Source organism: Aequorivita sp. KMM 9714 (genome assembly GCF_011065475.1).
GTDB lineage: Bacteria > Bacteroidota > Bacteroidia > Flavobacteriales > Flavobacteriaceae > Aequorivita > Aequorivita sinensis.
This window is the reverse complement of sequence record NZ_JAAGRO010000002.1, coordinates 342491-365383: the sequence shown is the minus strand read 5'-3', so window position 1 is coordinate 365383 and position 22893 is coordinate 342491. Positions and strand designations below refer to the sequence as shown.

Annotated in this window: 25 protein-coding genes; 22 read left to right on the top strand and 3 right to left on the bottom strand. The window is 34.6% G+C overall.

Translation table 11 applies throughout. The annotated features are described in order from the left end of the window. The first annotated feature begins 3 nt into the window (after positions 1-3). The 6 genes from ribH to G3A46_RS07895 all read left to right on the top strand — a co-directional run bounded on the left by ribH (position 4) and on the right by G3A46_RS07895 (position 5586). Positions 4-501 (top strand): 6,7-dimethyl-8-ribityllumazine synthase, encoded by a 498-nt coding sequence (gene ribH / locus G3A46_RS07920; protein ID WP_139854948.1) that lies wholly within the window; start codon positions 4-6, stop codon positions 499-501. 191 nt (positions 502-692) lie between these two features. Further along, complete coding sequence (locus tag G3A46_RS07915; protein WP_139854947.1) at positions 693-977, top strand: riboflavin synthase subunit beta; 285 nt, start codon at positions 693-695, stop codon at positions 975-977. 6 nt (positions 978-983) lie between these two features. Next, positions 984-2864, top strand: a complete 1881-nt coding sequence (gene mutL, locus G3A46_RS07910) for a DNA mismatch repair endonuclease MutL (protein WP_165148485.1) — start codon at positions 984-986, stop codon at positions 2862-2864. Positions 2865-2955: 91 nt separating this feature from the next. Continuing rightward, positions 2956-3690 (top strand): rhomboid family intramembrane serine protease, encoded by a 735-nt coding sequence (locus G3A46_RS07905; protein ID WP_139854945.1) that lies wholly within the window; start codon positions 2956-2958, stop codon positions 3688-3690. A gap of 2 nt (positions 3691-3692) precedes the next feature. Next, on the top strand, positions 3693-4565 hold the full coding sequence (locus G3A46_RS07900; RefSeq protein ID WP_165148482.1) for a rhomboid family intramembrane serine protease: 873 nt from the start codon (positions 3693-3695) through the stop codon (positions 4563-4565). Positions 4566-4569: 4 nt separating this feature from the next. Further along, complete coding sequence (locus G3A46_RS07895; RefSeq protein ID WP_165148479.1) at positions 4570-5586, top strand: endonuclease/exonuclease/phosphatase family protein; 1017 nt, start codon at positions 4570-4572, stop codon at positions 5584-5586. Between the two features lie 4 nt (positions 5587-5590). Here the strand turns inward: G3A46_RS07895 and G3A46_RS07890 are convergent, their stop codons facing one another. Continuing rightward, positions 5591-6229 (bottom strand): WbqC family protein, encoded by a 639-nt coding sequence (locus G3A46_RS07890; RefSeq protein WP_165148476.1) that lies wholly within the window; start codon positions 6227-6229, stop codon positions 5591-5593. 203 nt (positions 6230-6432) lie between these two features. On the opposite strand from G3A46_RS07890, the gene udk reads away from it, so the two are divergent. The 6 genes from udk (at position 6433) to G3A46_RS07860 (ending at position 11644) form a co-directional block, all read left to right on the top strand. Further along, entirely contained in the window at positions 6433-7050 is a 618-nt protein-coding gene (gene udk / locus G3A46_RS07885; RefSeq protein ID WP_139854941.1) for a uridine kinase, read from the top strand. Between the two features lie 71 nt (positions 7051-7121). Then, positions 7122-7382 carry a septum formation initiator family protein gene (locus G3A46_RS07880; RefSeq protein WP_347237687.1) on the top strand — a complete coding sequence of 87 codons (261 nt, stop codon included), beginning with the start codon at positions 7122-7124 and terminating at the stop codon, positions 7380-7382. Continuing rightward, a complete protein-coding gene (locus G3A46_RS07875) occupies positions 7379-8788 on the top strand; it encodes a methylmalonyl-CoA mutase subunit beta (protein WP_165148470.1) in 1410 nt (469 codons plus the stop codon). The genes G3A46_RS07880 and G3A46_RS07875 overlap by 4 nt, the downstream gene beginning before the upstream one ends. After that, positions 8781-10919, top strand: a complete 2139-nt coding sequence (gene scpA, locus G3A46_RS07870; RefSeq protein WP_165148467.1) for a methylmalonyl-CoA mutase — start codon at positions 8781-8783, stop codon at positions 10917-10919. The genes G3A46_RS07875 and scpA overlap by 8 nt, the downstream gene beginning before the upstream one ends. A 44-nt stretch (positions 10920-10963) precedes the next feature. Next, positions 10964-11317, top strand: a complete 354-nt coding sequence (locus G3A46_RS07865) for a hypothetical protein (RefSeq protein WP_165148464.1) — start codon at positions 10964-10966, stop codon at positions 11315-11317. A 21-nt stretch (positions 11318-11338) separates the two neighbouring features. Beyond that, positions 11339-11644 (top strand): DUF6122 family protein, encoded by a 306-nt coding sequence (locus G3A46_RS07860; protein ID WP_165148461.1) that lies wholly within the window; start codon positions 11339-11341, stop codon positions 11642-11644. Between the two features lie 112 nt (positions 11645-11756). Here the strand turns inward: G3A46_RS07860 and rlmH are convergent, their stop codons facing one another. Then, positions 11757-12230 (bottom strand): 23S rRNA (pseudouridine(1915)-N(3))-methyltransferase RlmH, encoded by a 474-nt coding sequence (rlmH, locus tag G3A46_RS07855; protein WP_165148458.1) that lies wholly within the window; start codon positions 12228-12230, stop codon positions 11757-11759. Positions 12231-12335: 105 nt separating this feature from the next. Between rlmH and nadC the strand changes: the two genes are divergently transcribed. The 8 genes from nadC (at position 12336) to G3A46_RS07815 (ending at position 18956) form a co-directional block, all read left to right on the top strand. After that, positions 12336-13196, top strand: coding sequence for a carboxylating nicotinate-nucleotide diphosphorylase (nadC, locus tag G3A46_RS07850; RefSeq protein ID WP_139854934.1), 861 nt, complete (start codon positions 12336-12338; stop codon positions 13194-13196). Continuing rightward, a complete protein-coding gene (locus G3A46_RS07845; protein ID WP_165148455.1) occupies positions 13193-14113 on the top strand; it encodes a YihY/virulence factor BrkB family protein in 921 nt (306 codons plus the stop codon). Before nadC ends, G3A46_RS07845 begins: the two co-directional genes overlap by 4 nt. A gap of 17 nt (positions 14114-14130) precedes the next feature. Next, positions 14131-14559, top strand: coding sequence for a DUF2147 domain-containing protein (locus G3A46_RS07840; RefSeq protein WP_165148452.1), 429 nt, complete (start codon positions 14131-14133; stop codon positions 14557-14559). Between the two features lie 89 nt (positions 14560-14648). After that, on the top strand, positions 14649-17099 hold the full coding sequence (priA, locus tag G3A46_RS07835) for a primosomal protein N' (protein ID WP_165148449.1): 2451 nt from the start codon (positions 14649-14651) through the stop codon (positions 17097-17099). Positions 17100-17278: 179 nt separating this feature from the next. Next, entirely contained in the window at positions 17279-17617 is a 339-nt protein-coding gene (rpsF, locus tag G3A46_RS07830; RefSeq protein ID WP_139854930.1) for a 30S ribosomal protein S6, read from the top strand. Between the two features lie 3 nt (positions 17618-17620). Then, positions 17621-17917: a 30S ribosomal protein S18 gene (gene rpsR, locus G3A46_RS07825; RefSeq protein ID WP_073216777.1), complete on the top strand. Its 297-nt coding sequence runs from the start codon at positions 17621-17623 to the stop codon at positions 17915-17917. Positions 17918-17933: 16 nt separating this feature from the next. Next, positions 17934-18386 (top strand): 50S ribosomal protein L9, encoded by a 453-nt coding sequence (gene rplI, locus G3A46_RS07820; protein ID WP_165148446.1) that lies wholly within the window; start codon positions 17934-17936, stop codon positions 18384-18386. A gap of 96 nt (positions 18387-18482) precedes the next feature. Next, positions 18483-18956 (top strand): DUF6495 family protein, encoded by a 474-nt coding sequence (locus G3A46_RS07815; RefSeq protein WP_165148443.1) that lies wholly within the window; start codon positions 18483-18485, stop codon positions 18954-18956. 75 nt (positions 18957-19031) lie between these two features. Here the strand turns inward: G3A46_RS07815 and G3A46_RS07810 are convergent, their stop codons facing one another. Beyond that, complete coding sequence (locus G3A46_RS07810; protein ID WP_165148440.1) at positions 19032-20273, bottom strand: ABC transporter permease; 1242 nt, start codon at positions 20271-20273, stop codon at positions 19032-19034. 198 nt (positions 20274-20471) lie between these two features. On the opposite strand from G3A46_RS07810, the gene hisS reads away from it, so the two are divergent. Together hisS and G3A46_RS07800 are read left to right on the top strand one after the other, a co-directional pair. Further along, positions 20472-21842 (top strand): histidine--tRNA ligase, encoded by a 1371-nt coding sequence (gene hisS / locus G3A46_RS07805; protein ID WP_165148922.1) that lies wholly within the window; start codon positions 20472-20474, stop codon positions 21840-21842. A gap of 303 nt (positions 21843-22145) precedes the next feature. Then, positions 22146-22880 (top strand): NAD(P)H-dependent oxidoreductase, encoded by a 735-nt coding sequence (locus G3A46_RS07800; RefSeq protein ID WP_165148437.1) that lies wholly within the window; start codon positions 22146-22148, stop codon positions 22878-22880. The last annotated feature ends 13 nt before the right edge of the window (positions 22881-22893 follow it).

The window sequence follows — 22893 nt, the reverse complement described above, 5'->3', positions numbered from 1 at the left end:
AGAATGGCAACAGAAAATACAAATTTATCGGCTTACGATAAAACAACAATCCCAAATGCGAAGGACTTTCGATTTGGGATTGTTGTTTCAGAATGGAATCACGAAATAACAGAAGGAATGTTTCAAGGCGCTTTCGATGCTTTGAAAGATTGTGGCGCTATTAACGAGAATATAGTTCGTTGGAATGTTCCTGGGAGCTTTGAGTTAATTTACGGTTGTAAACGTATGACTCAGAGTTATGATATGCTTGATGCCGTAATTGCAATAGGTAGCGTGATTCAAGGAGAAACTAAGCATTTTGATTACGTTTGTGAAGGCGTAGCACAAGGAATTAAAGACTTAAATGTTCAAGGGAATATCCCTGTTATTTTCTGTGTTCTTACAGATAATACTATGCAACAAGCTATAGATCGTAGTGGCGGAAAGCACGGGAATAAAGGAACTGAAGCAGCTATTGCAGCAATCAAAATGGCGCAACTTCGCAAAGATTCTAAATTTTAATATTTATACTTCGAATTCGCTCGGTAACCGAAATTTAAGATTCAAATTCCAATTTTGTCACTCTGAGCGCAATCGAAGGGTGCAATTTACTACGCACTGCCAATGAGCACGTAATACACCATTGGTACAGTAATTGTTCAAAAAACATTTAAATTCAGAATTGAATTGAGTAACTTTGAGGCACGACAATTATGGGACTAATAGGTAGAAGAAAAAATAAGAAGTATAGTTATAAACCACGTCATTTTGAATATGACGGAGAAGGTAGCCCTTTTTCAATAGGTCATAAATTTGATCAATACAGGACTACTGTTGGTGAAAACACAGGGATAAAAGCTAAATTTAGAACTGCTTGGGCAGATTTAAGACAGTCTTCAGATAGAAAAACCAATTTAAGACTTTTGGCTATAATCGCAATTCTTGTGCTTATTTTCCTATTTATTATTGATTTCGATTTATCCATTTTCTACGCATAGATTTTAATGTCAGACATTATTCAGTTATTACCAGATCACGTTGCTAACCAAATTGCAGCTGGGGAAGTTGTTCAACGCCCTGCTTCGGTAGTAAAAGAGTTATTGGAAAACGCCATTGACGCGAAAGCTACTGCTATAACACTTGTTGTTAAAGATGCAGGAAAAACACTTGTACAAGTTACCGATAATGGAGTAGGGATGAGTGTTACCGATGCGCGATTGAGTTTTGAGCGCCACGCGACTTCAAAAATAAAATCGGCTGAAGATTTATTTAACTTAAATACAAAAGGATTTCGAGGAGAAGCTTTAGCTTCTATTGCTGCAATTGCACACGTTGAATTAAAAACGAAGACTGAAGATTCAGAAATAGGAACACATTTAACTATTGAAGGTAGCAAAGTAATTTCCCAAGAACCAGCTGTTGTACCAAAAGGAACAACTATTTCGGTTAAAAATCTATTTTACAATATTCCTGCTAGACGAAACTTTCTTAAAAGCAATACAGTTGAAACTCGTCATATTATCGACGAATTTCACCGTGTAGCTTTGGCACATCCCGGTGTTGCTTTTCATATGCTACACAATGGAAGCGATGTTTTTAATCTTCCATCGTCAAATTCGCGTCAACGAATTGTAAATATCTTTGGAAGTAAAACAAATGAAAAACTAGTACCGGTAAGTGAAGAAACCGAGATTCTAAAAATAGAAGGTTTTGTAATGAAACCCGAATACGGAAAGAAAAGTAGAGGAGAGCAGTTTTTCTTTGTAAACGATCGTTTTATAAAAAGTCCATATTTACATCACGCGGTAAATTCAGCATTTGAAGGCTTGATGAAAAACGATGTTCATCCAGGGTACTTTTTGTTTTTAGAAGTAGATCCACATTCTATAGATATCAATATTCATCCTACAAAAACCGAAATTAAGTTCGACGATGAACATTCTATTTATGCAATGCTTCGGGCAACTGTAAAACACAGTTTAGGACAGTTTAATATTGCTCCTGTACTCGATTTTGAAAGAGATAAAGGGTTCGACACCCCTTATGAATACAGTAAAAAAACACCTACAGCACCGACTATAGAGGTTGATAGAGATTTCAATCCGTTTAAGGAAAAACCTAAACAAGCAAATATAAAATTCCCGTTTAACAGAGGTAAAGAATCTTCTTGGGAATCGTTATATGTTGGACTAAAAGGTGAAAATGAAACTTCTAGTTTCGGTACCACGCAACAAGCCGAAGGGAGATCGTTGAGTGCCGTAGAAATGGAGTTTGAAAGTGAAGAAGTTACGGGAAGTCTTTTTACTGATAAAGAAACTGAACGTGGACAAACAACGTTTCAACTTCAGAATAAATACATTATAAGTCCGTTAAAAAGCGGAATGATGGTAATTCATCAAAATCTAGCGCATCAAAGAATTCTTTATGAGGAATTGCTGAAGAATATAACAGTTAAAGAAGCGGTTAGTCAGCAGTTATTATTTCCACTTCAGCTTAGTTTTTCTAAACCTGACGTAGCTATTATTGAAAAAATACGGGAACAGTTGGAGAACACAGGTTTTATTTTTTCAGAGTTAAAAGATGAAACTATTGAGATTAGCGGAATTCCGGTATTGATACTAGAAAGCCATGTTGTAAATTTGCTAAGTCAGCTTATTAACGATATAAAAGAAGAAGTGCCGGATAGTGGCTTCAGTCAGAACGATATGTTATCTAAATCGATGGCAGCAAGTATGGCGATTAAAACGGGTGTTTCTTTAAATAGCGAAGAGCGTGAACATTTAATAAACCAATTGTTTGCTTGTAAGGAACCGTCTGTAAGCCCAACCAATAAGCCAGTTTTCATTACTTTAGACGTAAATGAACTGGATAAGAAGTTTATGTAGAATTAACCTTTAGGGGTTTAAATAATTTTACCGAGGTTTATTAGGATGTGGTGTTTTAAAACACATTGTATAATCAGAGGTAGTAATAATTATGGGAAGAATAACAGATACAGTAAAGTTTCTATTAATCCTGAATGTGATCTTTTTTATAGGCACACAGTTTACAGGAGGAATTGCGGAGAGATTATTCGCTTTATATTATTTCGAAAATTCTAATTTCCAGTTTTGGCAGCCGGTTACATCAATGTTTATGCATGGCAGCTTTTTCCACATACTTTTTAATATGTATGCTTTGTGGGCTTTTGGTTCACCTTTGGAAATGCGTTGGGGACAGAAGAAATTTCTGTTCTTCTACTTTTCTGCAGGAATTGGTTCGGCGTTAATTTATACCCTTGTAAATTACTTCCAGCTTCATAGTGGCATGGATGATTTGTTAAGTGCAGGTCTAAGTCAGCAGCAAATTATGGATATCTTGGAAACAGGAAAGTATAACACTGCAATTTTAGAGTATGTGTCTCAGGACACAATTCAGAGTATGTACAATATATACAACGGAGTTGCTTTGGGTGCTTCTGGAGCGGTATATGGAGTGTTAGTGGCTTTCGGAATGATGTTCCCTACAGTAGAGCTGATGATGATTTTCCTGCCTATACCTATTAAAGCAAAATACTTTATCCCAGGTATTATTGTTTTAGATTTAGTTTTTGGAATTACAGGAGCTCAAACAGGTATTGCACACTTCGCACATATTGGAGGAGCATTGTTCGGGTTTATTATGGCTTGGTACTGGAAGAAAAATAGTTTTGATAACCATCGCTGGAATTAATTATGGCAGCAAACAACCTTATAGATAAATACAAGTCGGCCAATATACTGGTGAAGCTTATTGTGATTAATGCAATTGCATTTTTTGCAGTTTATCTAGGCTCTTTCTTTTTAAACACTAGTCAATTTTATTTTTCTCGTTGGTTTGTTTTAAGTGATGATTTTGGAAGTCTATTAACTAAGCCTTGGACTTTAATTACTTATTCTTTTTTGCATTTCGGGTTTTTACATATCCTATTTAATATGATATGGTTGTATTGGTTTGGACAATTTGTGCTAAACCTGTTTACAGGTAAAAGATTGCTCACGGTATATTTGTTAGGAGCACTTTTTGGCGGACTTTTATTTGTAGTAGCTTATAATCTTTTTCCTGTTTTTAATGAAAGTAGAGGCTACTTGATTGGGGCATCTGGAGCGGTTACTGCTGTAATGATATTTATAGCTACATATACTCCAAATACAGCATTCCGATTATTTAGTTTTACAATCAAACTTTGGCATATTGCGCTATTTCTTTTTGTGTTAGATTTAGTTAGAATTCCAGCTGGAAATGCAGGAGGAATTTTAGCCCATGTAGGAGGAGCAGTGTTTGGTTATGTATATGCAATTCAGCTTGCAAAAGGTAATGATATTGGGAAATGGTTCGAGAATTTCATGGATTGGATAGCCAATCTTTTTAAGCCAAGAACAAAAAAACCGTTTCGAAAAGTTCACCGTACAACACAACCAAAATCTAAGCGTTCTAAGCCTAAAGAATCAAAGTCTGATTATCAAAAAAAGATAGATGAGATTTTGGATAAAATAGGTAAAAGCGGTTATGAAAGTCTAACAAAAGAAGAAAAAGACTTTCTTTTTAAAGCCGGGAAAGAAGATTAATTCCATGCGAAGATTTATCAATAAGATGATTTTTTGGGGCAACTTGCTCGCAGCATTTCTATTATTGATATCTTTCGTTTTACCCTACCTGCCTCCCAAGACCTTTCCAATACTTTCTTTGCTAAGCTTGGTGGTTTCATTGCTAATTATAGTTAATATTATTTTCGCTATTTATTGGGCAATACAGTTTAGAAAACGATTTTTTGTTTCGTTCACTGTTCTTTTAATTTCATATTTCTATTTCAATGTTTTTTATGAAATTTCATCGCAAGTTGATGCTTCACAGTATGAAAATAGTTTGAATATTTTGTCGTATAACGTTAGACTTTTTAATGCATACGAGAAGAATTTGGACGATGAAGCTTTTGATATAATGACCGAAATCCTCTCTGAAGAAGACCCCGATATTGTCTGCATTCAGGAGTTTTATAAAGGCAATAAAATTGACTTCTCAGCATATCCGTATAAATTTATTCATTATAAACACAACAGAGCAAGTTTAGGTCACGCTATTTTATCAAAATATCCAATCATAAAAAGAGGTTATTTTGATTTTCCGGATACTTATAATAATGCTTTATATGTAGATATAGTTAAAGGAAAGGATACCCTTCGAGTTTATAATTTGCATTTACAATCTTTAGGTATAATACCTCGGGTTAGCTTTTTACAAAAAAATGATAATGAAAAGTTGATGAAGCGGGTTTCTTATGCTTTCAGAAAACAGCAATCACAAATTGAAGAAATAAATGCACATAAAGCTAAAGTATCGTACCCGATTATTATTGCAGGTGATTTCAATAACACTCCATTTTCTTATACCTATAGAAAATTAAAAGAAGGCATGCACGATAGCTTTAGGAAACGTGGGAATGGCTTAGGAACAACTTTCAACTTTGAAAAATTTCCAATGCGTATTGATTATATTTTTGCTTCTGAAGAGTTGGATGTTTTATCATTTGATACTATGAAAAAAACCTTCTCCGACCACTACGCTATCCGCTCTACTGTGGGTTGGTAGCCTTTTAGCTTTTGATGTAATTCTCAAAAACTTCGGCATTCTCTAAATACGTTAGTGTGTTTGGCCCTTCGTTAAACAGTAAATCTAATACCGATAGATTTGGTAAAAATGAATGATTTGCTTCGTGAACTTGCGTGTATTTTTCACAATTAAATGCCGACTTCCTCTTAGCATTAACTAATATACGTAGGTCATCAATTTCGGGTTCCTTTTCAAATTCTGTGGTATGTGAAACTTCAATCTCTATTCCTATTAATTCGCATAGTATATTAAATATATTTAGGTTGAACTCCATTAAGTTTTCAACCTTTTCGGTGAATATAGGTTCTAGGTCATCTTCATAAAACTCAAAAAAAGGAGAGGTGCGATAAGCGCTTTGCAAACTCTTCCAATGATGTTCTTGCCAAGGAAAATCGTTTTCTACTAAAATATCCTTAGTTTTTTGACGATTTCCATTTTTGCTGTGCTTCACTGGAATGTTCATTAGTAATTTCCCGTTGCTATGCGCAATATATGTTCGATTTCGGTAAGTTTGTTTTTGGTAGTTATCCTCCACTTCAAAAACCACTTTTTCAGCCTGCGCTACCGCAGCCATTTGTTCGATAGTAGGAAAATATGATGGGTATAAGAGGATTGTTTTCATTTTAAATAATTGAGCGTTTCAAAATTAAAAAAGAAAACCATACTCAAAACAAAATTGATTGACATAGTTTTAAATAGTGTAAAGCTTTTAGGCTTTCACTATAACCTGAAGTAATAAAAAATAAACCTAAACTAACAACCGGAGTGCTATCTAAGGGTGGAACTTGAAACCATTTTCCCTACCTTTGTAAAAATCTTTTAAATATGCTCATAATTGGCATTGCCGGAGGAACCGGTTGTGGTAAAACTACAGTAGTCGATCAAATTGTATCAGAACTTCCAGAAGATGAAGTGTGTATAATATCTCAAGATTCATATTATCACGATACAAGTCATTTAACATTAGACGAACGAACTAAAATAAACTTTGATCATCCACAAGCTATCGATTTTGAATTGCTAGCTAGTCATTTAAAAGAACTTCGCGCTGGAAATTCGTTTGAGCAACCAGTTTATTCGTTTATAGAACATAATCGTACAGGAGAAACAATTACTACCTACCCAAAAAAGGTTATAATTGTAGAGGGAATATTAATATTATCAGATCCTGTTATTCGCGATATGTTTGATATTAAGATATTTGTACATGCTGATAGCGACGAACGATTAATACGCAGATTAAAACGCGATATTGCCACTCGTGGTCGTGACTTAGAAGAAGTTTTAAATAGGTATCAAACCACATTAAAACCGATGCATCAACAATTTATCGAGCCTACAAAAGAGTATGCCGATATAATTATACCAACAAACAAGTACAATACTGTAGCTGTAGAAGTTATAAGAAGTATTATAGACCATAAAATAAGACTTAAAGAATAGTGGGTTTATCAGAACTTAGGAATAATAAATTCGTGCGGTTTGTAAGTAACAAATACGTACTAATTCTTGTTGTGTTCATTATTTGGATGTTGTTTTTTGATGCAAATTCCTATCTAACTCACCACGAATTAGACAGTGAAATTAATGCGCTTGAAGAGAATGCCGAATTCTATCAAAAAGAGATAGAAAATGATAAAGCATTTATAAAGAAAATGCAAGATAAAGAGGAAATGGAAAAATTTGCTCGAGAAAAGTATTATTTGAAAAAAGAAAACGAAGATATTTATATTATCGAAAATCAAGATAGTATTAAAAAAGAAGATAAGCGATGAGTGAGTTTCTATTTGAAGAATTTGACGAAGTTTCAGCTAAACAGTGGAAACAGCAAATTCAATTTGACTTAAAGGGCGCAGATTATAACGAAACATTAGTTTGGCAAAGTCCTGAAGGAGTACACGTAAAACCTTTTTATCATCAAGATGATTTTGATAATGAGTTTTCTCCAATTCCAGGGCAGCCCGAATCATGGAAGATTGCCCAAAAAATATTTATCGATGACGAGCAAATAGCTAATAATATTGCTGTTGATGCAATTAACAGAGGTGCAAATGCTATAATTTTCACTGCAGACGAAGATTTTGATATTAAAGTTGTTTTTAAAGATTTTCCACGTGAGAATGTCTCAGTTTATTTCAACTTAAAATTTCTTTCAGAAGCGTTTTACACTAAACTTTTCAAGTTCTTTGCAAATAAAGAAGCATCAGTATATTACAATATTGATATTATTGGAAATTTAACTCGTACTGGAAATTGGTTTCATAACTTAAAGAAAGATCACGAAATTTTAGAGAGTGTTATAAAGAAAAATACTTCTTTAAACCTCTTATCTGTAGATACAACTGTTTACCAAAATGCTGGTGCTAACATCGTGCAGCAATTGGCTTACGCCTTGTCTCACGCAAATGAATATCTAAATCACTTAATTAATTCGGAAGATTCTCAAGCTACTACTGAGATTTTAAACAAGGAAGAAGCTCAAAACTTAAATATGACTTTTCAATTAGCTACAGGAGCTAATTATTTCTTTGAAATTGCAAAAGTCCGAGCCTTAAGAAAGCTTTATAAAGTTTTGGCTAACGAATATGGGGTAAAAGAAACCTGCCATATTGTTTCTACACCTTCAAAACGCAATAAAGCCCTTTACGATTACAACGTAAATTTATTGCGAAGTACTACCGAATGTATGAGTGCTGTTTTAGGAGGTGCTGATACAGTTTGTAACTTGCCTTATGATGAAATTTATCACAAAAGTAACGAGTTTGGTGAGCGCATTTCGCGAAATCAATTATTGATTTTAAAACACGAAAGTTATTTTGAAAGTGTAAGTAATCCTGCTGACGGAACTTATTATATCGAGCAACTTACAACTGATTTGGCTGAAAAAGCATTAAAACTGTTTAAAGACATTGAGAAGAACGGTGGTTTTCTAAAGCAGTTAAAAGAAGAAACAATTCAGAAGAAAATTAAAGAAAGCGCTGAAAAAGAACAGCAGCTTTTTGATAGTGGCGAATTAAAACTATTGGGAACCAACTATCACATTAACAAGAATGATAGAATGAAAGAGGATATTGAGCTTTTTCCGTTTGTAAAGCACAATCCGGTAAAAACCCTAATAGTTCCAATCATTCAAAAACGTTTGGCAGAAAAAGTTGAACAAGAAAGATTAAGCAATGAGTAGAAGAGATATACAACATATTAGCCTGGATAATTCAGAATTCAGAATTCAGAATTCAGAATTGAATGATGATACTTCTTCCACAGCGGAGAATATTGAATTAAAAAAAGAATACTCCAAGGAAGATATTGACAAGCTTCAGCATCTAAACTTTGTAGCGGGAATTACTCCAAATCTTCGCGGACCATACTCTACTATGTATGTGCGTCGTCCTTGGACAATTCGTCAATATGCAGGTTTTTCTACTGCAGAAGACAGTAATGCTTTTTATAGAAGAAATTTAGCTGCAGGTCAGAAAGGACTTTCAGTAGCTTTCGACCTTGCTACGCATAGAGGTTATGATAGCGACCACGAAAGGGTAGAAGGTGATGTTGGTAAAGCAGGAGTGGCTATTGATAGCGTTGAGGATATGAAGATTCTTTTCGATCAAATTCCTTTAGATAAGATGAGTGTATCGATGACGATGAATGGTGCTGTACTACCAATTATGGCATTCTACATTGTTGCTGCCGAAGAACAAGGTGTTGCACCAAAAGATCTTTCGGGAACTATTCAAAACGATATTTTAAAGGAGTTTATGGTGAGGAATACTTATATCTATCCGCCTACACCATCGATGAAGATTATCAGTGATATTTTTGAATTCACTTCTAAAAATATGCCTAAATTCAACAGCATTTCTATTTCTGGATATCATATGCAGGAAGCTGGAGCAACGGCAGATATTGAACTTGCATATACCTTGGCTGATGGATTGGAATACATCCGAACAGGAATTAAAGCAGGAATGGATATAGATACCTTTGCACCTAGACTTTCTTTCTTTTGGGCAATTGGGATGAACCATTTTATGGAAATCGCAAAAATGCGAGCTGCTAGAATGCTATGGGCTAAGATTGTGAAGCAATTCAATCCTAAAAACGAAAAATCACTTTCGTTGCGTACGCACTGTCAAACCAGCGGGTGGAGTCTTACCGAGCAGGATCCGTTTAACAATGTTGCTAGAACTGCAATTGAGGCTGCAGCAGCGGCATTCGGTGGTACGCAGTCTTTACATACCAATGCATTAGATGAAGCTATTGCTTTACCAACAGATTTCTCTGCCCGTATTGCGAGAAACACACAAATTTATCTACAAACTGAAACCCAAATCACAAGAACTGTTGATCCGTGGGCAGGAAGTTATTATGTAGAAAGTCTAACTAATGAAATCGCTAATAAGGCTTGGGCTTTAATTGAAGAAGTTGAAGAGTTAGGAGGGATGACAAAAGCTATAGAAGCGGGTATTCCTAAAATGCGCATTGAAGAAGCTTCGGCTAGAAAACAAGCGCGAATAGATAGTGGTCAGGATGTAATTGTTGGGGTTAATAAATACCGATTGGCTAAAGAAGACCCATTACAAATTTTAGATGTTGATAATAAAAAGGTTAGAACTTCACAGATTGAACGCTTAAATCAAATAAAATCTACTCGCGATAATACTAAAGTTGAAAAAGCACTTGCAGATATTACCGAATGCGCCCGTACAGGTGAAGGAAATTTATTAGCTTTAGCTGTAGAAGCTGCTCGTTGTAGAGCAACTCTTGGCGAAATCTCTACCGCAATGGAAAAAGAATTCGGAAGGTATAAAGCACAAATAAGATCATTTAGCGGCGTGTATAGTAAAGAAATAAAACAAGATGAAAGCTTTGCAAAAGCAAGGGAGATGGCAGACCAGTTCGCAGAATTGGAAGGACGTCGTCCACGTATTATGATTGCAAAAATGGGGCAAGATGGCCACGACCGTGGAGCGAAAGTTGTTGCTACGGGTTATGCCGACGTAGGCTTTGATGTGGATATAGGTCCACTATTCCAAACTCCAGCCGAAGCTGCTAAACAAGCTGTAGAAAATGATGTCCACATTCTAGGCGTGTCGTCTTTGGCAGCAGGCCATAAAACGTTAGTGCCTCAAGTAATTGAAGCTTTAAAAAATTACGGCCGTGAGGATATTATGGTTATCGTTGGCGGTGTAATTCCTGCACAAGATTATCAATACCTTTTTGATGCAGGGGCTATAGCTGTTTATGGTCCCGGAACCCGCATTAGCGATGCAGCAATTGAGATGTTGGGAGTGTTGATTGAATCTATAGAGTAGAGGAATTGGGGGCAATTGACTGCTTTATTGTATGAATTATCAGAATGAATGAGAATTTTTATATAAAGCATCAAGATCATTTAAAGTTGTATGTTTTATGGAAAGATAAAATCAACTTTGAAAATGCGATGACCCGCAAACAATTGCCATTCTATTCTGAAGTAAAGGAACAAGCATTTTTAGATGGTGGAATTAGGTATTTCATTCTTGAAACTGATAGGCAAAAAGTAGATTCATTGCTAATTGAAAATGATATAGTTGCTAGTATTGAAACAATACCAAATCAAGATTTTCGCGATATCAAGAAGTTTTATAATGTGTATGCTTGGGTTGCCGTAAGTATTGTGGTTTTGATAGCTCTTGCTTTAATTATAGAATTCATTGTTTTCAACGATTAAATTACTTCCATAAAAATTTTAATGCTTCAAACGATTATTCATTATACATTACATTTATTAGTTCCTGGACTAATAGCTTATGTTTTCTTCAGAAAAGAATGGAAAAAAGCTTGGTTAATAATGTTGGCTACAATGCTAGTAGATTTAGATCATCTTTTGGCTACGCCTATATTTGATTCAGGAAGATGTAGTATTAATTTCCACCCATTACACACTTATTGGGCAATGGTGGTTTATGTGGTGATGTTGTTTTTCAAAAAAACAAGAATTATAGCAGTAGGATTACTATTCCACATGCTAACAGATTTTATAGATTGTCAATGGTGATTAGCCAATAAAAGCTAAGCATCAAGATTAAAATATGAAATATTGAACAATTGAAGGTGGCTGAGTATTTCTGTTTTTTGTAAAAAAAATTAAAATACACCGAAGCCCTGGACTACCTATGATGATAGGGTTCATTTCTTAAAATAGTGAACCCGCGATATAGTTGCTCAATAAAAAATAACCTTACCATTTGATGAGAAAAAGTCATTGAAGAAAGTGATACTTTTCCGTTTGCGCGTTTATATACTTCCTCGCTAAATCCATAAGGGCCGCCAATTACAAAAATTAGATTTTTCAGGCCGCTATTCATTTTCTTTTGTAAAAATTGAGAAAATCCTTCAGAAGTATATGTTTTTCCTTTTTCATCGAGAAGAATCAATACATCAGCCGTATTTGTTCGTTTTAGGATCTCGTCACCTTCAGCTTGTTTTTGAAGGGCTTCAGATAAGTTTTTTGCATTTTTAATATCTGGAATTACTTCCAATTCAAAAGGAATATAAAACCCCAATCTTTTGATGTAATCATCCATTAGGGATTGTAACTGTTTATTGTCGGTTTTACCTATTGCGAGTAGTGTAATTTTCATCTAAAAGTTTTCAGATTTCAAAAATACAAAGATAATAGCTGTCTCTTCCTACTTCTCACTTCGACTTTCTAACTTTTTAAAGTATTTTAGCTAAAATTTTAAGCTATGATTTCAGAAAAACAATTCAACAAAGAGATAGATATCATAATCGCAAATGCAATTCGTGAGGATGTAGGGAATGGCGATCATAGTTCATTAGCCTGTATTCCAGAAGATGCTACCGGTTCGGCTAAGCTTTTGGTAAAGGACGAAGGTATTATTGCAGGGATAGATTTTGCGAAACAAGTTTTTGAATATATAGATCCAGGTCTTGAAGTAGAGGTAAAAATAAAAGACGGCTCTCCAGTAAAATATGGAGATGTGTGTTTCTATGTTTCAGGACTTTCACAGTCAATTTTAAAAGCTGAAAGATTGGTTTTGAATGCTATGCAACGTATGAGTGCAATTGCAACTAAAACAAATCAATATGTTAAGCTTTTGGAAGGCACTAATACCAAAATTCTAGATACTCGTAAAACCACACCTGGAATTCGCGCATTAGAAAAATGGGCTGTAAAGATAGGAGGTGGAGAGAACCATCGTTTTGCGTTATATGATATGATAATGCTAAAGGATAACCACATCGACTTCTGTGGAAGTATTACTAAGGCTATTGAAAAAACGCAAGCATATTTAAAAGAAAATCATTTTGATCTTAAAATAATTGTTGAAGCAAGAAATCTTGCTGAAATTGAAGAAATCCTTCAAAGTGACGGAGTATATAGAATATTAATCGATAACTTTAATTACGAAGATACTCGTAAGGCTGTAAAACTAATTAACGGTAAGTGTTTAACAGAGTCTAGTGGAGGAATTACATTAGAAACAGTTAGAAAATATGCAGAATGTGGTGTAGATTATATTTCAAGTGGTGCGTTAACGCATTCGGTTTATAATATGGATCTTAGCCTAAAAGCGGTTAAATGAGCGAAAACCAAGAAAAGGAAATAAAAATTCCTGTGATACGGGAATTGGTTGATGTAACAAAAAGAATTAAACTCCCAGGATTAGGTCAGTTTTCACTATATCATTTATTAGAAATTTATGTAAATGGTATTTTAAAAGGTTCCTTTTCACCGCGAGCTAGTTCTATTGCTTATAGTTTCTTTTTAGCGTTATTTCCTTTTTTGCTTTTACTTTTAAACCTTATTCCTTACATCCGTATAGATGGGTTTCAAACGCGGTTTTTAATATTTATTGAAGCTTTATTACCTCCGCAAACCACACAGTTTTTCTATCCAATTATTGCAGATATTGCGGTAAACCCACGCTCTGGATTGCTGTCGTTTGTGTTTATACTGTCGCTGTTCTTATCAGCAAATGGGGTGAATGCTATATTTAGTGCATTTGAATACTCTTTTCACGTATCTGTAAATAGGAATTTTTTCCGTCAATACCTTGTAGCTCTAAGTGTTGCTATTTTCTTGGCATTGTTGTTGTTAACTTCAGTAGGGGTTATCCTTTATGGAGAATTTATTATTCGCGACTTCCAATCTAGAGCTTATATCGATAACGATTTGTTTTGGATTCAGTTCTTTCAATTCCTTGTATTCCTAATTATGATCTATGTAGTAATTGCGACCTTGTATTACTTCGGTACCAAAGAAGGGAAGTCTTCTAGCTTTTTTTCCATTGGAGCAGTAGTTACTACAGTGTTGTTCTTGTTAACCACATATTTTTTCGGAATATATATTAATAATTTTTCAAATTATAACGAGTTATATGGCTCTATTGGTGCACTTTTGATATTGATGTTATATATTTGGATAAACGCAAACCTTTTGCTGCTAGGTTTTGAGTTGAATGTTTCAATTAAGCAGCTTAAAGAAAAAATTAAAAAATAACTTAATCTCTTCAAATTATGAATAAAATATTTTTAACACTCTCATTAGCTTTAATGACTGTTTTTGCTGCTTCGGCTCAAGATGTAACTGGAAAATGGAAAACTATTGACGACGAAACAGGTGAAGCAAAATCTATTGTTGAAATCTATAAGCAAAACGGTAAAGTTTATGGTAAAATAGTAGAAATTTTAAATCCTGCTAAGAAAAATTCAGTATGCGATAAATGCCCAGGAGCGGATAAAGGGAAGCCAATAGAAGGGCTTGTAATACTTAAAGGCCTTCAGAAAGATGGCGATGAATACAACGACGGAACAATTATGGACCCATTAAACGGGAAAGTTTATAAAAGCTATATTAAATTAAATGGAGCAAATAAGCTTGACGTACGTGGATATGTTGGTTTTTCACTTTTAGGAAGAACACAAACTTGGTCTAGAGTGAATTAAAAAATCATAAAAACAGTATCTTTAGGCCACCATTTTGGTGGCCTTTTTTGTGTCTTCAAATCAAATAATTAATCTAATAATTTTTCCACTTGTTTTTCATAGATGTTATTCTTCCTATTCCTTTAAAACAAACCTTCACCTATAGTGTAAATAAGGATGAAGCGGCTTTTCTGCAACCGGGTATGCGTGTAGCTATCCCATTTGGAAAGTCAAAAGTTTTTACGGGAATTGTTTATCAAGTTCACGATCAAGCTCCGGTAGGTTACGAAACCAAGTCTATAGATCATATTTTAGATGAAACCCCCATAATTACAACTCATCAGTTAAAGCATTGGGAGTGGATTGCGAAGTATTATATGTGTTCGATAGGGGAAGTGATTAAGGCTGCTTTACCAAGTGCTTTTTTATTGGAAAGTGAAACAATGATTAAGCTTTCTACCGAAATTAATATAGAGGAGAAATCACTTACAGATGAAGAGTTCTTAGTATTTGAAGCGCTTCAAAATCAAACTTCATTACATATAAATGAGGTGCGCTCTATACTCGATAAGAAAAATGTAGTTTCTGTTATTAATAAATTAATAGATAAAAAAGTTGTTGATGTTGAAGAAACCGTTTACGAGCAATACACCCCAAAGCTTGTTCGCTATGTGAAGCTTTCACCTGAATATAATTCTGAAGAGAATTTACGTCAACTTTTAGATTCGATGAGTCGTGCTCCAAAACAACGCGAAATGCTTATGAATCTATTTGTACTGAGTAGTCAGACAAAAAAACCGATTACAACTACAGCACTTCAAAAGAAAAGTAATGCCTCGGCTTCCACTTTAAAATCGCTTATCGATAAAGGAGTTTTAGAAGAATATTTTATTCAAAAAGATAGGGTAGAGTTTTCTGGTGAAGCTACCACAGATATTAAGGAGTTAAGCGAAGCACAAACAAAAGCCTACCAAGAGATTAAAGCTACTTTTACTGAAAAAGATGTTGTGTTACTTCACGGCGTAACATCTAGTGGGAAAACCGAAATTTATGTTCGTTTAATAGAACAAATGATAGCTACGGGAAAGCAGGTTTTATATATGCTACCTGAAATTGCCTTGACTACACAATTAATTACTCGACTTCAAAAATATTTTGGAGAAAAAATCTCTGTTTACCATTCAAAATTTTCAGTAAATGAAAGGGTTGAGGTTTGGAATAATGTATTAAATGAAAAGCCAAAAGCACAAGTGGTAATTGGTGCGCGTTCATCATTATTTTTACCTTTTAAAAATTTAGGATTCATAATAGTAGATGAAGAGCACGAACCATCATTTAAGCAATACAGTCCTTCGCCACGTTACAACGCTCGAGACAGCTCTATAGTATTAGCAAAACTTCACAAAGCAAAGGTTTTGATGGGTTCTGCAACGCCATCTTTAGAAAGCTATTACAATGCTAAAACAGGAAAATTTGGGTTGGTAACCCTAAAAAAGCGTTTCGGAAACGTACTAATGCCTGAAATTGAATTGGTAGATATAAAGGAGAAAAGCCGTAAAAAGCAAATGACGGGGCATTTCAGTGATAGACTGCTGGAAGAAATGCGTGAAACGTTAGGAAATGGGGAGCAGGTTATTCTTTTTCAGAATAGAAGAGGTTATTCGCCAGTGGTAGAGTGTACAACTTGTGGTGTTTCGCCTCAATGCCCTAATTGCGATGTAAGTCTAACTTTTCATCAATATAAAAATCAGTTGCGTTGCCATTACTGCGGATACAAAATAGCGATGATGCTAAGTTGCATAGCTTGTGGAAGTGAAACGCTAGACACAAAAGGATTTGGAACCGAACAAGTTGAAAACGAATTAAAACCACTTTTCCCGAATCACAAAATCGCACGGATGGACCAAGATACTACCAGGGGAAAACACGCGTATTCAAAACTTATTGAAGCACTGGAAAACGAAGAAATAGATATTTTGGTGGGTACTCAAATGCTGGCTAAAGGGTTAGATTTTAGAAATATAGGTTTGGTAGGGGTGATGAATGCCGATAACCTTTTAAACTTCCCCGATTTTAGAGCTCATGAACGAAGTTTTCAATTACTTCAACAAGTGTCGGGTAGGGCAGGGCGTACACAAAAAAGAGGTAAAGTTTTAATACAAACGTACAATCCGTATCATCAAATCTTAAAGCAAGTTAGCGTGAATGATTATGCCGAGATGTATGAGGAGCAATTAGAAGAGCGGTACAATTTTAAATATCCTCCATACTATAGAACTATAAAAATTGTTTTTAAAGACAAGAATTTAAAAAAAGTTCAAAAAGCTTCTGCTTGGTTTGCTCAAGCGTTACAAGTTCCGTTTAAAGAAAATGTTTTAGGTCCTGAACCCCCACCAATTGGAAGGATTAAGAATATGTATATTATTAATATCCTCATCAAAATTCCGAAGGATCAGTCTTTAGATAAGAGTAAGAAATATATTAATAATGTACAGCGTAGTTTTAATACGATTAAAGATTTTTCAAGTGTGCGTATTAATATAGATGTGGATAATTATTAAAATTTAGAATATGTCGAGTATATAAAAACTTTAGTAAAGTGTATCAACTTGAAGATTTATTGGGCATTTCTTTAAATTCTATTTAAAAATAGGTTTGATTAAACCAAATAATGTATTACTTTTGCACCCTCTTTGGCAGGAAGTCAAGGAGTTTTAATAATAATTTTAATAGATTTTTTATGAATCATTACGAAACTGTTTTCATCTTAAATCCCGTTTTATCTGAAGATCAGATAAAGGAGACAGTAAAGAAATACGAAGATTTTCTTGTTTCTAAAGGTGCTAAGATGATATCCAAAGAAAATTGGGGCTTGAAGAAACTTGCTTACCCAATTCAAAAGAAAAAAAGTGGGTTTTACCACCTGTTTGAGTACACTGTAGAAGGTGATACTGTAAACGAATTAGAAACTGAATTCAAAAGGGATGAGCGTTTTATGCGTTACCTTACTGTAAGCCTTGATAAGCACGCAATTGCTTGGGCAGAGAAGAGAAGAAATCGCAATAAAAAATCAGCTTAAATTATGGCAACATTACAACAACAAGCAAAAGGAAAAAAAGACGGAGAGATCAGATATCTTACTCCGCTTAATATAGAAACAAACAAGACTAAGAAGTATTGTATGTTTAAAAGGTCAGGTATTAAATACGTTGACTATAAAGATGCAGATTTCTTATTAAGATTTGTAAACGAACAAGGTAAAATTTTACCAAGAAGACTTACTGGAACTTCATTGAAGTACCAAAGAAAAGTTGCAGTTGCAGTTAAAAGAGCACGCCACTTGGCACTTATGCCATATGTAACCGATCTATTAAAATAAAAAACCAGAACGTATTATGGAACTTATATTAAAGAATGACGTAGAAAATCTGGGTTTTGCAGATGATATTGTAACTGTTAAGAACGGCTACGGAAGAAACTACTTGATACCTCAAGGACATGCGGTACTTGCTACTCCTTCAGCTAAAAAAGTACTTGCTGAAACTTTAAAGCAACGCGCTTTTAAAGAACAGAAAATAGTTGATGAAGCAAAAACACAGGCTGAGAAATTAAACGGACTTGAAATTAAAATCTCTGCCAAAACTGGTGAAGGTGATAAATTATTCGGTTCAGTAAACAACGCTGATCTTGCAGAAGCACTTGAAAAAGCAGGTGTATCTATCGAGAAGAAATTCATCATGATTCCAGGTGGAGCCATTAAGCGTACAGGACCTTACGAAGCAACTATCCGTTTCCACAGAGACGTGATTAGCAACTTCGCATTTGAGGTTGTTGCGGAAGCAAAATAATTTATTCAATTGAATATAAAAAAGCCTTTCTCAATTTGAGGAAGGCTTTTTATTTGGAAATAGGTTTTCAATTACAATAGATAACAGATACCAAAAATGAAATACGCCAGATTAACAAAAGAACAATTTGAAGAATTACACCAGGAGTTTATCAACTTTCTAGCTACTCAGTCTATTACTGCAGACGAATGGGCTAAGTTAAAAGTTGAAAAACCTGAAGTAGCTGAAGAAGAGTTAGATGTTTTTAGCGACTTAATATGGGAAGGTGTGCTTAAGAAAGTTAAATACCTAGAGCACATTTCGCCTAAGCAATTAATGCTTTTTCATATTACTGATGCTTTTATGGAGCTTATCGCAATAAAAATTGATAAGGAAGAGGTTGATATTACAACCGAATACGGCTACAAGTGGCTTCAGCAAAATTTACACGACGATGCTGTAAGCTTGTACACATCTACTAAAGCAATAAAAGAAGATAGAAATAAAGATGTTTTTATTCTAATTCAGCAAGGTGCTGTTATTACAAAAGGTGAACTTTATATTTATTTTAGCGACCTATTGAAAGAATAATTTTCAAATTAAAAAGCCCCAAATTTCAGAAGTTTAATTTTGAGATTTGGGGCTTTTCTTATTTTATGGTTTTACTTATTCATATCTTAAACTCTCAATAGGATCTAAACGTGCAGCTTTTGAAGCAGGATAGGAGCCTGCAATAACAGCTACTATAAAGGTTATTATTGTAGCCCAAATCATTGCAGTCCAAGGTAGGGTAAATTCGAAATCGAAAGCTTTTGCGAAGCCATATCCAGTTAGGATTCCGAGAATAATCCCGAGAATACTTCCAAACTGACCAATTACTATAGTTTCCATAAAGAACTGTGTAGATATTGTAGATCGTTTGGCTCCTAATGCCTTGCGGACACCAATTTCCCGAGTACGCTCGGTAACAGATACTAGCATAATATTCATCAGAGCTATTGAAGACCCCAAAATTGTGATAATACTAATTATCCAAGCGGCAATTTCTAAATACCCCGTCATTGTTGCAATTCTATTTATTAAATCGTCACTGCGTTCAAGACCGAAATTATTTTCTTCTACCGGACTAAGTCCGCGTATGTTTCTGAAGGTAATTATAGCTTCATCTTGTGCCGCTTCCATATACTGTTTGTCGCCAACCATTACACTAATGTTGTAATTAATATTAGGCTGAGTGTACATACTTCGAGCAACTTGAACGGGAATTAAAACCCTTAAATCTTGATTATTGCCAAATGTAGAGCCTTTAGATTCTAGTATGCCTATAACTTTAAACTTAACCCCGCGTATGCTAATTGTTTTATTAATAGGGTCTTCATTCTTAAAAAGACTTTTCATAAAATCGGAACCTATAATACACACCTTATTGTTGTTTTCAACATCAAAAAATGTAAAATTTCTTCCTTTTTCTATTTCTGTACCTGAGGTTTCAAGATAGTTTTCATTAATACCATAAACTTTTACTTCTGGATCTGTTTTTTCAGAGCCAAATTTTACCTCGGCGCCGGCGGTACCTAAAAATGAAAGCGAAGTTTTTGTTTGTGGGAATTCATATTTATTTAAAAACTCACGAACGTTGTTGTAGCTAATTATAGGGTTTACCTTTTCGCGTTCGCCGCTTCTATTACTTTGTACTTCAAATTCGTATCGTTGAATATTAAAAGTATTAGCACCCATAGAGGCGAAATTGCCCGATATAGTGTTTTCTAGAGCTTTTACGGCACTTAAAATACCTACAAGAGCCCAAATACCAATGCCGATAATTACGATAGTTAATATAGTTCTAAGCAGTTGCCCTTTAATAGAGCCAAGTGCAATTCGAACATTTTCCCAAAAGAGTGAAAACATATTTTTAGTTTGAGTTTCTCATTAGACGGCAAAAGTTGGATAAAGTTACTATTATTTAAGATATTTGCGGTTTAAAAGTTCTGAGTTTAGAGTCGGGAGTTAAGAGTTGTGGATGTAAGGATCGAATCCTTCTTCCTAATCCTTTTACTTTATTCTTTTTACTCTGTTCTCAATTCTCATTTATAAAATCTATAATCTATTTTGAAACCGTCTATTCCAAAAGGTACTCGCGATTTTACTCCTGAAGAAGTATCTAAACGTAACTATATTTTTAATACTATAAAAGAAACATTTTCTCTTTATGGTTTTCAGCCTATTGAAACCCCATCATTTGAAAACAGTGATACCTTAATGGGGAAATATGGTGAAGAAGGGGATCGTTTAATTTTCAAAATTCTTAATAGTGGAGATTATCTTTCTAAAGTAGACGATGCGCTTTATTCTGAAAAAAATAGCACTAAAATGACTGCTAAGATTTCTGAAAAAGCCTTGCGTTATGATCTTACAGTTCCCTTTGCTCGCTATGTTGTTCAGCATCAAAACGAAATTACTTTTCCTTTTAAACGTTACCAAATTCAACCTGTATGGCGTGCAGATAGGCCTCAAAAAGGACGGTTCCGCGAATTTTATCAGTGCGATGCAGATGTTGTAGGTTCAAAATCGCTTTGGCAAGAAGTGGAATTTGTGCAGCTCTATGATGCTGTTTATACCAAACTTCGACTAAAAGGAGTAACTATAAAAATAAACAATCGTAAGGTTTTAAGCGGTATCGCAGAAACTATCGGTGCAGAAGATAAACTGATAGATTTCACAGTGGCTTTAGATAAACTTGATAAAATAGGTGAGGAAGGCGTAAAAAAGGAAATGCGTGAAAAAGGAATTTCTGAAGAAGCGTTAGACAAATTGCAACCATTATTTTCTTTCTCAGGAAATAACGATGAAAACTTAAAATCCTTAAGCGAAATGCTTTCTGAATCTGAAACAGGAATGCAAGGGGTGGAAGAACTACAGTTTATCACTAAAAACATAGAAACGCTCGGTTTAAAGTCTGCTTCATTGCAAATTGATGTAACCTTAGCGCGTGGCTTAAACTATTACACAGGTGCTATCTTAGAAGTAGCTGCTCCCAAAGAAGTGAAAATGGGAAGTATAGGCGGCGGCGGAAGATACGATGATCTTACCGGGATATTTGGTTTAAAAGACATGAGTGGGATGGGAATTTCATTTGGTTTGGATAGAACATATCTTGTGCTTGAAGAGCTTAATCTTTTTCCAGAAGCCATTTCTGAAAATAGTAGAGCGCTCTTCCTAAACTTTGGTGAAAAAGAAGCGTTGTACGCCATGAAAACAATTTCAAAGTTGCGTGGTGCTAATGTAAAAGCTGAGTTATATCCAGATTCGGCAAAAATGGGAAAACAGATGGGGTACGCCGATAAGCGCAATATTCCATTTACAATCTTAGCAGGTGAAAAGGAAATGGAAGCCGAGGCTTTTACGCTTAAAAACATGAAAACTGGAGAACAAACTATGATGAATTATTCAGAACTAGAAAGTTTTTTAGCAGAATAGATTAATATTAATTTACATTTATCAATCAAAAATCCCTCTGAAGTTTTATTCAGGGGGATTTTTGATTTTTTGTAAATTTTATAGTTGATAGTGTTGAAGGTTAGCTATTATAATCTTTAGCAAAACTCATTGATAACTATCTAATATATTCTATAACGAATACTTTTAGCTATCAGGATTTCTTAGAAATATTTTCACGACGCTTGAATGTTATCTAAAATTTTAAACAGCGCAATTTCTTTGATTTCAGGCGAATGTAAAAAACATGTTGTAACTTATAACAGAATCAATTAAAACTGTTTTATGAAATCTCCAGACTTCACCAATTTGAGTGCGATGTATGTAAATTGTACATTGAAAAAATCTCCAGAACCTAGCCATACAGATTCATTGATAAATGTTTCAAAACAAATAATGACGAAGGAAAAGGTTAGAATAGATGAAATCCGATTGGTAGATTTTGAAGTTGCTTCTGGGGTATATCCTGATATGACGGAACATAATTGGGAAAAAGATGACTGGCCAATGTTGTTTAAAAGAATCATTAATGCAGATATTCTTGTCGTAGGTACACCAATATGGCTGGGAGAAAAATCTTCAATTGCACAAAAGCTTATTGAAAGACTTTACGCAATGAGTGGTCAAACCAACGATAAAAGTCAATACTTGTTTTACGGAAAGGTTGGTGGTTGTGTTGTTACAGGCAATGAAGATGGAATAAAACATTGTGCAATGGGAATACTATATTCACTTCAGCATATAGGGTATTCTATACCTCCACAGGCTGACTGTGGATGGATAGGAGAGGTAGGTCCTGGGCCTAGTTATGGAGATACCGAATGGCAGGGTAAAGAATTAAAGCAACCCGTAGGTTTTGAAAGCGATTTTACCAATAGGAATACTACTTTTATGACTTATAATTTAATTCACCTAGCTTCAATGTTAAAATCGAATAACGGATACTCAAACTATGGAAATTCTAGAAATGATTGGGATGATGGAGCACGTTGGGAGTTTAAGAACCCTGAATATCGCTAGTATTAAAAAGAAT